Annotated in this window: 14 protein-coding genes; 8 read left to right on the top strand and 6 right to left on the bottom strand. The window is 44.3% G+C overall.

Annotation, left to right across the window (positions count from 1 at the left end; all coding sequences use genetic code 11):
- Positions 1-218: 218 nt before the first annotated feature.
- Positions 219-437: a hypothetical protein gene (locus tag FTU54_RS01125; protein WP_005179101.1), complete on the top strand. Its 219-nt coding sequence runs from the start codon at positions 219-221 to the stop codon at positions 435-437.
- Positions 438-479: 42 nt separating this feature from the next.
- Here FTU54_RS01125 and FTU54_RS01120 read toward each other — a convergent pair whose 3' ends face one another.
- The 4 genes from FTU54_RS01120 to FTU54_RS01105 form a co-directional block, all read right to left on the bottom strand.
- A complete protein-coding gene (locus tag FTU54_RS01120; protein ID WP_005179099.1) occupies positions 480-770 on the bottom strand; it encodes a hypothetical protein in 291 nt (96 codons plus the stop codon).
- A 132-nt stretch (positions 771-902) separates the two neighbouring features.
- Complete coding sequence (locus FTU54_RS01115; RefSeq protein WP_016659196.1) at positions 903-1,253, bottom strand: hypothetical protein; 351 nt, start codon at positions 1,251-1,253, stop codon at positions 903-905.
- Between the two features lie 216 nt (positions 1,254-1,469).
- Positions 1,470-2,165, bottom strand: a complete 696-nt coding sequence (locus FTU54_RS01110) for a hypothetical protein (protein ID WP_075166958.1) — start codon at positions 2,163-2,165, stop codon at positions 1,470-1,472.
- An 86-nt stretch (positions 2,166-2,251) separates the two neighbouring features.
- A complete protein-coding gene (locus FTU54_RS01105; RefSeq protein WP_180074307.1) occupies positions 2,252-2,950 on the bottom strand; it encodes a putative quorum-sensing-regulated virulence factor in 699 nt (232 codons plus the stop codon).
- 251 nt (positions 2,951-3,201) lie between these two features.
- Here FTU54_RS01105 and FTU54_RS01100 point away from each other — a divergent pair, with 251 nt between their 5' ends.
- The 7 genes from FTU54_RS01100 to ahpF all read left to right on the top strand — a co-directional run bounded on the left by FTU54_RS01100 (position 3,202) and on the right by ahpF (position 11,358).
- Positions 3,202-4,461 (top strand): alpha/beta fold hydrolase, encoded by a 1,260-nt coding sequence (locus tag FTU54_RS01100; RefSeq protein ID WP_180074305.1) that lies wholly within the window; start codon positions 3,202-3,204, stop codon positions 4,459-4,461.
- Between the two features lie 175 nt (positions 4,462-4,636).
- The gene (gene glyA, locus FTU54_RS01095) at positions 4,637-5,890 is read left to right on the top strand and encodes a serine hydroxymethyltransferase (protein WP_180074304.1); all 1,254 of its coding nucleotides are present in this window, start codon (positions 4,637-4,639) and stop codon (positions 5,888-5,890) included.
- 165 nt (positions 5,891-6,055) lie between these two features.
- A complete protein-coding gene (gene rnk, locus FTU54_RS01090) occupies positions 6,056-6,460 on the top strand; it encodes a nucleoside diphosphate kinase regulator (protein ID WP_005179090.1) in 405 nt (134 codons plus the stop codon).
- A 231-nt stretch (positions 6,461-6,691) separates the two neighbouring features.
- Positions 6,692-7,480, top strand: coding sequence for a tellurium resistance protein (locus FTU54_RS01085; RefSeq protein WP_104470294.1), 789 nt, complete (start codon positions 6,692-6,694; stop codon positions 7,478-7,480).
- A gap of 20 nt (positions 7,481-7,500) precedes the next feature.
- Positions 7,501-8,634 carry a toxic anion resistance protein gene (locus FTU54_RS01080; protein WP_045794839.1) on the top strand — a complete coding sequence of 378 codons (1,134 nt, stop codon included), beginning with the start codon at positions 7,501-7,503 and terminating at the stop codon, positions 8,632-8,634.
- A gap of 43 nt (positions 8,635-8,677) precedes the next feature.
- Positions 8,678-9,592: a hypothetical protein gene (locus tag FTU54_RS01075; protein ID WP_180074303.1), complete on the top strand. Its 915-nt coding sequence runs from the start codon at positions 8,678-8,680 to the stop codon at positions 9,590-9,592.
- Between the two features lie 200 nt (positions 9,593-9,792).
- The gene (gene ahpF / locus FTU54_RS01070) at positions 9,793-11,358 is read left to right on the top strand and encodes an alkyl hydroperoxide reductase subunit F (protein ID WP_180074302.1); all 1,566 of its coding nucleotides are present in this window, start codon (positions 9,793-9,795) and stop codon (positions 11,356-11,358) included.
- Between the two features lie 136 nt (positions 11,359-11,494).
- Here ahpF and FTU54_RS01065 read toward each other — a convergent pair whose 3' ends face one another.
- Together FTU54_RS01065 and yegQ are read right to left on the bottom strand one after the other, a co-directional pair.
- Positions 11,495-11,749 (bottom strand): YfhL family 4Fe-4S dicluster ferredoxin, encoded by a 255-nt coding sequence (locus FTU54_RS01065; protein WP_005179080.1) that lies wholly within the window; start codon positions 11,747-11,749, stop codon positions 11,495-11,497.
- Positions 11,750-11,752: 3 nt separating this feature from the next.
- Positions 11,753-13,144, bottom strand: a complete 1,392-nt coding sequence (yegQ, locus tag FTU54_RS01060; protein WP_168382039.1) for a tRNA 5-hydroxyuridine modification protein YegQ — start codon at positions 13,142-13,144, stop codon at positions 11,753-11,755.
- Between the last annotated feature and the right edge of the window lie 7 nt (positions 13,145-13,151).

The raw sequence follows: 13,151 nt of genomic DNA, 5'->3' as shown, positions 1-13,151 counted from the left end.
GATGAATTGAGCGTCACATTGAGCAAATTGTTAAGAATAAGAAAAATCGGATAAAATGTTAAACCATAAAAATCAATCACTTATTTTTAATTATACTGACCTAATAAAGCATGGAATTAACATTGTCAAACAAATTAACAACTCTGTTTAGTCAAACTTGAATCAGCTATGCTATAACAAATTGTCTTCAAGAAAACCAATGATAAGAGGAAATAACCATGAGCCAATTAATTGATATTAAAGTAGAAGATCAGTATCAGCACCGTTATGATGCCAAAGCACAGCTGCGTCAGATTGCTGAAAATGCCAAAACAGCTGAATTGCCGTTATTTAAGAAAATTGACCATATTATTGTCGAGGATGAAATTATCCTGCCAAGTATTGAATTATTTTTTGAAAGCCAGAAGAGCAATAATATTTATAAAATTATTGAATAGAAAGAAACTTAGCATTTGCTAAGTTTCTTGTTTTAAGCTGGCCTAAGCGGTTTCAAACTGATTCAGCACATGCGCCAACAGTTGATAAAGCGCCAGACGATTTTTATTGGCCTGCTCAACTTCTGTTTTATTTAAGCGGATTTCTTTTTTCAAACGACCTTGTGTACGTTGTTGTACACAGACATGCTGCGAAGATACCGGATCATTTTTAAGCGTTAATTGTGGGCCTTGATGATAATGAAACAAGGCATGCAAACATTGATCCAAGCTCGGATAAAAATGAGAAATGGTTAAGGCGGTGAGGTTCGCAGACTTAGGGATATGCCGACTCATACGTCTTTACTCTTTATTTATAAGTGACCTGATTCTAAAAGACTTGTGCCCATTTTGCATGCATAAAGTTGTAAAAAGCGATGCTTGATCTTCAAGGACTTCAAAACAGGTGATGATTTCACTTTAACCGCTTTAAATCAGGCTGACATCCACATCGTATTTATGAAATTCCTGCAAAATGCTGCGCAGCATCTGTTGGGCGGTTTCATCTGCGGCGTTCAGGATGATTTCCTGATTGCGGGTGCTGTCGAAGCATTCAATCGCCTGAATCAGCCAGCGCTGTTCATGTTCGGTGCTGTGAATGATGATACGGCGGGGCTGTAACTGTGCAGAAACCTGACGTGGAATGACATGGGTAATGGCCAGCTGAATCTGCTTGAGTTCGTCTTTAGGACTTAAAAAGGTGATGACCCAGTTTCCGACTTTGCTGAGTTGCATCGGATTATCAAAGGGTTCAAATTGCAGGTAGTGCAGGGCAGACATGCTTCATTCCCAACAGAATACAGAGCTGTTGTTATGCCGTGCTGTGGCCAATCTCACTATTGGTCTTAAGTCTTAGTGTTTTAAGAAAGGATTGCTTATTTTTAATTATTTTTCTAAAAGCTGAACAATAACCGCTATTTATAAAGGTTTTTAGCGTATATAAAGAAAATTCTTAGATGAAAAAAGACTTAAAGCGAAGCAAAATTATATGAATCTTCAGGTGCTTTGCAGGCTTTGCAGCGAAAAGTTAATTTGCTGTAAAGCATGGTTCAGTTCTTTTGGTGGCAAACGCGATTCCTGTAATTCGGTGATCCACTGCATTTGACACAGTTTCAGGCTACGAATATCTGGTGCGGCCTGAATGCGGAGAATAAGCTGCTTGGCCATTAGTCCACAATAGCGCTGCAACAAGCTGGCCATTAATTGCTTGGTGTCTTCAAAGCTCAAGGCAACCAGCGGTTCTGGCTCTGGCTCCACTTCTGGTGGTACTTCAATTTCCAGGACCGGAATTTCTGGAGCAATCGCGGCGGGTTCGGCTTCAGCCACTTTGGCCGCTGAAGACGGGGCAATAATATGTTCGACCCATTTTTCCACCAGTTTTGGTACCGGCGTATTTAAGGTGGTTTTAATTTCTGAACGTAGGGTAGAGGCTGCTTCACTTTGCGGTTCGGCTTGAGCTGGCACCAAAATTTCTGCTTCGGCTGGCTCGGTCGCAGCAGAGCTGATTAAACCCATCTCCAGCAATTGTTCAATTAATTCTGGCGTAGCAATACGCTGTTTAAACTGGTCGCCCAATTGCTCGAAATCTTCGGTTCCAATTAGCACCAGAAGACGGCGTTGACGTGCATTCAATTGCAGCTGGCGTTGTTGCAGGGCGTCAATGCCCAACTGTGTTTTATGATAATGAATCATGCCTTAATTTATTCCCCAAATAAATTAAGGCTGACTATAAAGAATGAAAATTACACTAATATGAAGGGTTTATGACATTGTTGGGCTTAGAGTGTGACGATGTTGGCGTTCTCAAGGGCTTTTCTTAAATAAGGGTCAAGTTCATCCTGACGCAGCAACCATTGGAGATAATCATTTGGTAAATCGGCAATGGCCGTACCACGATGCTTACCAAAACTCATGACGCGTGGAATACGGGCGTCTTCAGATGCAGCATATAAGGCTTCAATACTGTCAATTTGCAGATGATGCACAATATGCATCAGGATATTGGCGGTCAAAATAATATCCATATCGGCCCGGTGCGCTTTTTTAATCATATCGCGGGCTTTTTCGCTGCCTTTGCTAATCATGTAAATTAAGGCAGAAATGTTGTGTGCTTCAACATCGGGCCAGACCAGACGCGCCAGAGCAAGGGTACAAATCGCCTTAATATGAGAAGTATCAACACCGCATTTTTGAATAGCGCGAATGTCATAATCAATATTGTGACCAATGATATACAGCGTTTCTTCAGGTAGGCAGAAGCTGGTGTAATGCGGCTGATCAATCAGGTCGGATTCCAGAATATGATGCACGGCCATCGCGGCATAGGAAATCGGTTCATCGACCTGATAAAACTGGTCAAAAATTTGCGATTTATCCAGGCTGATTTTGCCCTGTTGTAATTGAATGGGCGCATAGGCAACTTCGATCGGATAACCATTCAGGGTATGGGTTTCAGTGTCGAGAATAATCGCGTGCATGTGCTCATTCGCTTGTTAAGGGATTTAAAAAGCAATCTAACACTATCATGTTGAAAGTTACAGGGCTGTCGGGCGAATAATCGGCATTTGTGGGCCGTTCAGCTTATCTATTTTAAAGATAAGTGACTCTATTTTAATACAATACACTTATATATTAATTGCACTGATATTGCCTGAGCGCAGCAAACAGCGTAAAAGTGAAAATTGCGAAGGACGCAACTTTAGAATAATACCTGTATAAGGATAATCAGATGAGAAAAATATGGCTTAGCGTGGCGTTGGCCAGCAGCAGTTTATTTTTAACGGCATGTAATGATGACAATGACCACAGCGCAGTCATCATTGATGATGGTATTCCGAAGCATAATATTAGCCAGCCAGTAGTAAAAGCTGAACTTTATTTAGACCAGGATTCAAATGCAAATATGGTCTTACAGTCGGTTAGTGCTTCACAAACCTTGATGACATATAAAATGCTGGGGGTGAATGGGCAGGAAACACAAGCTACGGCCTTGCTGTTTGAACCCAATCAGCCTAAACCGGCTGGTGGATGGCCCATTGTGGTCTGGGCACATGGCACCACGGGCGTCGCCGATATTTGTGCACCAAGCCGTCAGGGCCTGAAAGGCAATGAATATTTTATTGCGCGCCTGCTGGCTGAAGGTTATGCCGTGGTCGCTCCAGATTATGAAGGGCTGGGCGAACCGAGTGGACAAGAGCTGCATCCGTTCTTGAATTTAAAAAGTCAGGCTTACTCCATTACCGATGCGGTTGTGGCGGCACATCAACATTTTAACAATAGCGCTGAAACACGCTGGACCGTGGTCGGTCATTCCCAAGGTGGACAGGCGGCTTTAGGTGCAGCGCAATATGCATCCCGGGCGCAATTAAATTATAAAGGTGCGGTAGCCATAGCGCCGGCATCTTCCCTGAGCATGATTCTTAGCGGTGGAGAACAGCAGGCAGCAGCAGAACCGGATCTGAGCAAAAAAATACAGATTCTGGCTCCATTAGATACTTTCACTGCATTAATTACGGCAGGTCTCAGAAATAGCCATCCAACCCTGCAATACTCTGAAGTGTTCAAGAACCCGACAGACCTGCTCGCGGCAGAAGCCGAGTCGCTGTGTAATGCTGATCTTGGCGCAGCATTCGGTGGAGAAATGATGAAGTATGCGCAGACCTATGGCAACTTGGCCGCTTATCCACGTACCCAGACCGACTTTATGACTACGGTTCCTGAAATTAAAGATTTCCTGACTCAGGCATCACAGCCATTAACCGTTAAGATTTCAACGCCTGTGTTTATTTATCAAGGCTCTGCCGACCCGACCATTCCAAAACAGGTCACTGATTTTCTGGTGCAGTCTGCACGCCAGCAGGGAACCAGAATTCATTATGTCACCGATCAGGACTTACCTATAGATCAGAAATGGGATCATGGCTCTGTATATGTCGATAATTGGGATGAGATTGTGGCGGATGTGAAATCGATCATGCCTACCCAATAATTTTTTCAATTCCGGTAAAGATAGAATTAATGATATAGCTCATGTTTTTATAAAAACATGAGCTATTTTTATGCAAAACTGATTAAAGTTGATGGGTAAAAAATATAAAGTTCATGTTACAATATGCGCCAATCTTAGCACGGCTTAAAAGCCCTACATGAATAGGACCTCGCTAATGTTTGCCAATATCTCTATTGCTGACTTTGATCCAGATTTAGCTCAAGCAATCTCTAATGAAGATGCGCGTCAAGAAGCACATATTGAGCTAATCGCTTCAGAAAACTATTGCTCACCTGCAGTAATGGAAGCTCAAGGTTCAAAACTGACCAATAAATATGCAGAAGGCTACCCAGGCAAACGCTATTACGGCGGTTGTGAATATGTAGACGTTATTGAACAATTGGCTATTGACCGTGCTAAAGAACTCTTTGGTGCTGACTATGCTAACGTTCAGCCACACGCAGGTTCTCAAGCAAACTCTGCAGTTTACTTAGCATTACTGAACCCGGGCGACACGGTTTTGGGTATGAGCCTGGCTCACGGTGGTCACTTGACTCACGGTGCAAAAGTTAGCTTCTCTGGTAAAACATATAACGCGGTTCAGTACGGTTTAAACCCTGAAACTGGCGAAATCGACTATGAAGAAGTTGAACGTCTGGCTTTAGAACATAAACCACGCATGATCGTTGCTGGTTTCTCTGCATACAGCCAAATCGTAGATTGGCAGCGTTTCCGTGACATCGCGGACAAAGTAGGCGCTTACCTGTTTGTGGATATGGCACACGTGGCTGGTCTGGTTGCTGCAGGCGTTTACCCGAACCCGGTACAAATTGCTGACGTTACTACAACCACTACCCACAAAACACTACGTGGTCCACGTTCTGGTTTAATCCTGGCTAAAGCCAACGAAGAAATCGAGAAGAAATTACAATCTGCTGTGTTCCCAGGCAACCAGGGTGGTCCACTGGTTCACGCGATTGCTGCAAAAGCAATCTGCTTTAAAGAAGCAATGGCGCCTGAATACAAAGCCTATCAACAACAAGTGGTGAAAAACGCACAAGCGATGGCTGAAGTGTTAATCGAACGCGGTTACGATGTGGTATCTGGCGGTACGAAAAACCACTTGTTCCTGTTATCTTTAATTAAACAGGACATCACCGGTAAAGATGCGGATGCTTGGTTAGGTGCTGCTCACATCACTGTGAACAAAAACTCTGTACCAAACGATCCACGTTCTCCATTCGTCACTTCTGGTATCCGTATTGGTACACCAGCAGTAACCACACGTGGTTTCGGCGAAGCTGAAGTACGTGAACTGGCTGGCTGGATCGCTGACATCCTGGACAGCAAAGGGAATGAAGCTGTAATTGCTGATGTCAAAGCAAAAGTTGAAGCTGTTTGCGCGAAATTCCCGGTTTACGCGAAATAAGCCCGCACTTGAGAAAAAGCTCCCTCAAGGGAGCTTTTTTTATAGGTGCTAAAAAACAAATTGCAATTATTCAGCCGGATTAAATTCTGCTATAACAGTTGCATAGCACTTGTGAAATAGATCAATTATTTTTATTTTTGGCTGATAGTGATAAAGGAACAAAGAATGGATAAACCGACAATTATTTTGTCTGAACAAGACTTGCACCGTTTAGAAACCATGCTTGAACATCAGTCTAAACTTACCCCGACCATGGAACATCTGGAAGATGAGCTGGCGCGTGCCGAAGTGGTTGCACCGCAAGATGTGCCAAGCAATGTGGTGACCATGAATGCGCGTGTGCTGGTGACCATCGCACCTTTCCCGGAACCGACCGAAATTACTTTGGTGTATCCGCATGACTTCCGTGGTGATAAAGGCCAGGTCAATGTTTTGGCGCCGGTGGGAGCTGCCATTTTGGGTCTGGCTGAAGGGCAGGAAATTGAATGGCCACAACCAGATGGCCATATTATGAAAGTCCGTATTGATAAAGTGTTGTATCAGCCGGAACGTGAAGGTGATTATTTATAATCTCCGCTGCGTGAAAAATTAAAGCCCTCAGTTGAGGGCTTTTGCATCTTTGCGGTTTGGCTTAAAAAATTGATGCGCATGCGCGAAAAGGAGAGGATTCACTCTCTGTCATTGATCGGTAAAATATTGTTAATTTTAAATATTCCGCTTTTACTGCATTTGCAAAAAGCTACAGCTTGCTTTATATAAAAGTCTTAGTATAAAAAATGAACTGATCAAGCTGATGATGTTATGCCGCAAATAGATGTGTTAGAACCATTAACAGAGCTGGAGCTGAACCGGGATACCATTCTCTCGATCAAGCGTCATGAGCTGGTGCCGGTATTAAATGACCAGTACAAATTAAATCATTATGCCGATGCCCTCATTCAGTCGCAGGCAGTGCTGTTAAACGGGATTGATCCGCACATGACCCAGCAGCTCAGTCAAACCATTGAAGAATTGATCCGCATGCTGGCGGATTCCAAAAAATATCTGAAAAAACGCAAATTTAATGCGCTGCAAAAATGGCTGGGGATTGATCTGGAATATGGTTCCAGTCAGGTGGAATATTATAAAAAGCTGGACCGCTTACTCGATCAGGCCAATCATTTAAGCCAGAAATTACAGATCGAAATTCAGAAATCTCAAGCGCGTTTTCAGCAGTTACGTGGCTTAAGAGAGCAGATGGCGCAGCATATTGTCGCCGCTGAAGAATTTTTGACTGAATATCCAAGTTTTGTGAAACATCAACATCCTTTAGATAACTTCTCGGAACGATTATCTAAAAAAATAAATACACTGCGCACACTGCAGGCGAGTAATGATATTGCCATTACCCAGATGCAGCTGAGCCAGCAGCTGTCATTTACCTTGTTGGACCGGTTTAAGGAAGCGCAGCAGGTGCTGATTCCGGCCTGGCAATATCATGTCAAACAAAGTCAGCAAAGCAGCTCGACAAGTGAGCTGGAAAAGCTTGATAATAGTCGGGAAAATCTGATTAAAACGCTAAAAAAATCACTCGAAAACAGCTCTAAATAGAATCAAATATAAGGTGACGTATGACCCATCCTGAACAGGTAAATGCCGTGGTGGAAGCCACAACCGAAGAAAATCAGCAGAAATTCCAGGCGCTCAATTTACAGGAAATTGGCTTGCAGCCATCCGATTTCAATGAGGTCATGGCCGCGCGTAAAGAACTGGCCGACTTAAGCCATAATTCGGTGGCGGAATATGGGAAAAATATTGCCACCAAAACTTCGACTTATACTGATGAACTGCTTCATCTGGTGCAGAATAAAGATCTGGATGCGACCGGGCAAAAGCTGAATCAGGTGGTACAGGTGGCGCAGCAGTTAAATACCAGCAGTATTCTCAACAAATCGAAAAGCTCCGGTTTTTTTGGCAGCCTGATCAGCAAGTTTAAAGGTGCCAAGCAGAATTTTGACCAGCACTTTAACAGCACCAAAGAACAGATTGATGTACTGGTCAAGGAAATTGAAACCTCGCAAAACGGCTTAAAAACCCGGGTCGATACCCTGGATAAAATGTTTGAAGGCGTGCAGGAAGAATATAAACAGCTAGGGATTTATATTGCCGCTGGTCAGCTCAAACAGCAGGAAATTCAGCAGCAGATTGGCCAGTTAACCACGCAGGAGCAGGACCAGAGTACCACCCAGAAAGTTTATGATCTAAATCATCTGGCCAATAATCTGGAAAAACGCGTCAGTGATTTACAGGTGTTGCAGCAATCGGCCATGCAGACCTTGCCGATGATCCGGATTATCCAGTCCAATAACCTGATGCTGGTCGACAAGTTTTATGCGATTAAAAACATTACCTTACCGGCCTGGAAAAACCAGATTAGTCTGGCAATTTCCTTAAATGAGCAAAAGAACAGTGTGCAGCTGGCCAACAGTATTGATGATGCCACCAATGAGCTGCTACGCCGTAATGCCGACCTGCTGCATCAGAACTCGGTCGATACCGCCAAAGCCAACCAGCGTTCAGTGATTGATATTGAAACGCTTGAACATGTGCAAAACACCCTCATTAAAACAGTCAATGATGTGATTCAGGTGCAAAAAGAGGGAATGCAAAAGCGTGCCGAAGCAACCACGCGTTTACGTGTGCTGCAAGATAACCTGAATCATCTGGTGCTTGAATCAAGTTCGAGCGGTTCCAATCCTTCCTGAGTAAACTCTGGCTCGGGAGTATTGCAAACGTAAGGAGAATACATTGCCCTTAGATGATTATGCGGTACCGACCGAGCACATCAATAGCGGTGTGCTGGCGCTGAAAAAGCGCCAGCGCAATCTGATGTTGCTGGGTATAACCTCCAGCACGGTGTTCATTGCCTCCATTATTGCTTTTTTTGTACAGCAAGATTTTGTCTATGGCTTTTTTGGCCTGACCACGCAGGTTGAACAGCTGCACATTCCTTTAAGTGTTGATGCAAACCTAGCGATTTTAGAACAGCAACCGGATTATTTTCTGGGCCTGTTGTCCTGGTTTGGCTGGCTGTTTCTAAAGTTATTGCTGTCGTTTATTGGCGCCTTTTTTGTGGTGCATTTTCTCAAGAAAATCCGCTTTTTCTATGTACGCTTTCAGTCTTTTATCCTGAAGTTTGTCGGCTGGTTAATTGTCTTTATCATGCTGTGGTCAGGTCTGACCTATCTGCAATATGACCTGAAAAATGATGATTATGATGCGCAGCAAAAAATTGTCTATTACGACAAGCAGCTGGCAAAAAGTGAGCTGGCGCGTTATCTGGAAGATGCACCGCTGGATACACCAGTCAAATCCTATTTACTGGCACAAACCGCTTTGTTGCATCAACCACCGGATAAAGCCGCAGCCATTCCGCATGTGTTGAATCTGGTGAAGGCCGAGCAGCAGAATCCGGATTTTATTCAGTATGGCTTTAAACCGGAACAGCTCTGGTCAATGCAGCAACAGGTTTATGGCAAAACCCTGACCCCAATGGCAGAAAGCGTGAATAAACAGGTGGTTCAAGCCGAGCGTTTAAGCCAGTTTGTACAGATTCTGGTCATTGCAGTGGCGATTGTGTCGGCCATTTTTAGCCTGATTTTCTTTGTGCTGGCACAGAGTTTTAAAAAGCGGGCATTAAGAATTGAGCAGCGGATTTTTTAATGCTGATGATGAGGCTCCTGTGGGAGCCTTTTTCTGGTAGATGATTTCTATCGCGTTGTTACAATTTAAATTGATCTATTCATAAAAGATAATGATTTATAAAAACGATCATTAATATAAAAACAAACTGTTTTATCTATTTTTAAATTTGGCCTATGATAGCGGTATTGAAAAATTTGACTCCTTAGGAGACGTTAGCAATGTTAGATCAAAATACTACAGCCCAATTAAAAGCCTTGTTAGAACGCCTTGAAGGTCCAATCGAATTAGTGGCCACTTTAGATAGCTCTGACAAATCAGAAAAAATCAAAGAACTGGTGACTGAAATTGCCGCTTTGTCTGATCAGGTGACTGCACGCTTCGATGGTAACAACAAACGTGCACCAAGCTTTGGTGTCGCCAAAGCCGGTGAGCAACCGCGTGTATTCTTCGCAGGTTTGCCAATGGGCCATGAGTTCACCTCTTTGATTCTGGCATTGTTACAAACCTCAGGCTATGCACCAAAAGTATCTGATGAAGTATTAGCTTCTATTAAAGACTTGGGCATCCAATCTGATTTCGATGTATTCGTATCGTTAAGCTGTCACAACTGTCCAGATGTGGTGCAGGCATTGAACCTGATTGCGATTTACAACCCGGGTACTACTGCCACTATGATTGATGGTGCATTCTTCCAGGATGAAGTGGAAGAACGCAAAATCATGGCAGTACCTATGGTATTCCAGGACGGTAACCACATCGGTCAGGGTCGTATGACACTGGAAGAAATCATTGCCAAATTAGACACCAACTCTGCAGCCAAAGAAGCTGAAAAGTTAAATGCCAAAGCGGCCTTTGATGTACTGGTGATTGGTGGTGGTCCTGCTGGGAATACCGCAGCGATTTATGCAGCACGTAAAGGCATTAACACCGGTATCGTGGCGGAACGTTTTGGCGGTCAGGTGATGGACACCATGGACATTGAAAACTTCACTTCAATCAAGAAAACCCAAGGTCCAAAATTTGCCGCTGAAATGGAAGCACACGTACGTGAATACGGTGTCGACATCATGAACCTACAACGTGTATCTGACATTAAAGGTGCAGATGAAACAGCCAACGGTTTAGTTGAAGTGACCTTGGAAAACGGTGCCAAGCTGGAATCGAAAACTGTGGTGCTTTCAACCGGTGCACGCTGGAGAGAGATGAACGTTCCGGGTGAAGCAGAATACCGTACCCGTGGTGTGGCGTATTGCCCACACTGTGATGGTCCTTTATTCAAAGGCAAACGTGTTGCAGTCATTGGTGGGGGTAACTCGGGTGTAGAAGCGGCGATTGACTTGGCGGGTATTGTTGAGCATGTGACCTTAGTAGAGTTTGATACCAAGTTACGTGCGGATCAGGTATTGCAAGACAAGCTAAACAGCTTGCCAAATACCACAGTGATTAAAAATGCGCTTTCGACAGAAGTGGTTGGTGATGGTTCACAAGTGACAGCACTGAAATACAAAGACCGTGCAACGGATGAAGAGCACACGGTTGAACTGGCAGGGATCTTTGTACAGATCGGTTTGTTACCAAATACCGATTTCTTGAAAGACACCCAAGTTGAGCTGAGCAATCGTGGTGAGATTGTGATTAACGACCGCAACGAAACCAACGTCAAAGGTGTATTTGCGGCGGGTGACTGTACTACAGTCCCATATAAGCAGATTATTATTGCTACAGGTGAAGGCGCGAAAGCATCGTTGTCTGCCTTTGATTACATCATCCGTTCAGGACAGTAAGCAGAATTAGAATAGGGCCTGAGTTCCCCAATACCCAGGCCCTATATGCGGTAAAATATCAAAAAATAGTTATTGTTTTTTTTACAGGAACTGAGATCGCTAACAGCTCAGTTCCTTTTTTTGTTGTACCCCAGTTTTAGGGATGAAGCAAGTTTAAGCGCTTGAACTTCTCAGTCAGTTCTTCCGGGCTTTCCCGGTGTTCAGGATGCGGCACAATACATTCAATCGGGCACACTGCAACACAGGTTTGATGATCATAAAAACCAACGCACTCGGTGCAGCGGCTGACATCAATCTCGTAGATTTTGTCGCCTTCATAAATGGCATCATTCGGACATTCTGGCAGGCACATATCACAATTGATGCATTTATCGGTAATCAGCAGCGCCATGAGTTAACCTGCCTGATAGGCCAAGGAGGATGCTGAAATATCAGCAGTCGAATTCGGTAAATTACGGATCAGCAGGGCATAGCGCATATCGACATCAGCCGGGACCGGAATTTCCACAATATGACCAGAGCCTTTGGCTTCCTCAATTGAATTGCCTTTTTTGTCTTTGATTTCGGTGAGAATAAAGCTGATATTGCCTTTGGTGGTCATCAGTTCTAAAGAATCACCCACGACAAACCGGTTTTTGACATCAATTTTAATGTAGTCGCCATTGCGCTCCAGCACTTCGCCGCAGAATTGCTGATGATCAAAACTGGATGAACCATTTTCATAGTTTTGATATTCGCTATGCACATGGCGGCGCAGGAAACCTTCGGTATAACCGCGATTGGCCAGACCTTCGAGCTGGGTCATCAAGGATGGATCGAACGGTTTTCCGGCTAAAGCATCATCAATCGCTTTACGGTAAATTTGCGCGGTACGGGCGCAGTAAAAATAGGATTTGGTACGGCCTTCAATTTTCAGTGAATGTACGCCAATTTTGGTCAGACGTTCTACGTGTTGTACCGCACGCAAATCTTTGGAGTTCATGAAGTAGGTGCCGTGCTCATCTTCTTCGGCGGCAAACATATCTTCTTCATTACGTTGCAGCAGTACCGGTTCATTAAACTGGTGCTGTGCCTGCATGTGGAGCGCATCGGCATCTTGCGAGCAACAGCCTGCGTCCAGATTTTTTACCGGAATTACATCGCCGGTTTCATCCTCGGCGGCATCCAGCACTTTATATTCCCAGCGGCAGGCATTGGTGCAGGCACCCTGGTTGGCATCGCGTTTGTTCATATAGCCTGACAGCATGCACCGGCCCGAATAGGCCATGCACAGGGCACCATGTACAAAGACCTCAATTTCCATATCGGGAACTTGGGTTTTGATTTCTTCAATTTCCTCAATGGACAGTTCGCGCGACAGAATCACCCGGGTCAAGCCCATATTTTTCCAGAACTTGACCGTGGCCCAGTTGACCGCATTGGCCTGTACCGACAGGTGGATGTCCATGTGCGGGAAGTGTTCACGCACCATCATGATCAGGCCCGGATCGGACATGATTAGTGCATCAGGCTGCATGGCCACGACTGGCTCAAGATCACGGATAAAGTTTTTCAGTTTGGAGTTATGCGGCTGGATGTTGACCACCACATAGAATTTTTTGCCTAATTCATGTGCTTCTTTAATGCCGATGGCCAGATTGTCATGATCAAACTCGTTATTCCGGACACGCAAACTATAACGCGGCTGCCCGGCATACACGGCATCTGCTCCATAGGCAAAGGCATAGCGCATATTTTTTAAAGAACCGGCAGGAGAGAGAAGTTCGGTAACGGAATGAAGATGCATGATCAAT

The sequence above is a fragment of the Acinetobacter sp. YH12116 genome (assembly GCF_013418895.1).
In the GTDB taxonomy this organism is placed as follows: domain Bacteria; phylum Pseudomonadota; class Gammaproteobacteria; order Pseudomonadales; family Moraxellaceae; genus Acinetobacter; species Acinetobacter indicus.
The sequence above is the reverse complement of the archived record's forward strand: the minus strand, read 5'-3'. Positions and strand labels throughout refer to the sequence as shown.

Coding starts and splice junctions, on each gene's coding strand:
- glyA (WP_180074304.1), top strand. CDS start 4,637: ATGTTTGCCAATATCTCTATTGCTGACTTTGATCCAGATTTAGCTCAA.
- FTU54_RS01120 (WP_005179099.1), bottom strand. CDS start 770: ATGAGTCGGCATATCCCTAAGTCTGCGAACCTCACCGCCTTAACCATT.
- FTU54_RS01125 (WP_005179101.1), top strand. CDS start 219: ATGAGCCAATTAATTGATATTAAAGTAGAAGATCAGTATCAGCACCGT.
- FTU54_RS01100 (WP_180074305.1), top strand. CDS start 3,202: ATGAGAAAAATATGGCTTAGCGTGGCGTTGGCCAGCAGCAGTTTATTT.
- yegQ (WP_168382039.1), bottom strand. CDS start 13,144: ATGCATCTTCATTCCGTTACCGAACTTCTCTCTCCTGCCGGTTCTTTA.
- FTU54_RS01065 (WP_005179080.1), bottom strand. CDS start 11,749: ATGGCGCTGCTGATTACCGATAAATGCATCAATTGTGATATGTGCCTG.
- FTU54_RS01105 (WP_180074307.1), bottom strand. CDS start 2,950: ATGCACGCGATTATTCTCGACACTGAAACCCATACCCTGAATGGTTAT.
- FTU54_RS01080 (WP_045794839.1), top strand. CDS start 7,501: ATGACCCATCCTGAACAGGTAAATGCCGTGGTGGAAGCCACAACCGAA.
- ahpF (WP_180074302.1), top strand. CDS start 9,793: ATGTTAGATCAAAATACTACAGCCCAATTAAAAGCCTTGTTAGAACGC.
- FTU54_RS01110 (WP_075166958.1), bottom strand. CDS start 2,165: ATGATTCATTATCATAAAACACAGTTGGGCATTGACGCCCTGCAACAA.
- FTU54_RS01115 (WP_016659196.1), bottom strand. CDS start 1,253: ATGTCTGCCCTGCACTACCTGCAATTTGAACCCTTTGATAATCCGATG.
- rnk (WP_005179090.1), top strand. CDS start 6,056: ATGGATAAACCGACAATTATTTTGTCTGAACAAGACTTGCACCGTTTA.
- FTU54_RS01085 (WP_104470294.1), top strand. CDS start 6,692: ATGCCGCAAATAGATGTGTTAGAACCATTAACAGAGCTGGAGCTGAAC.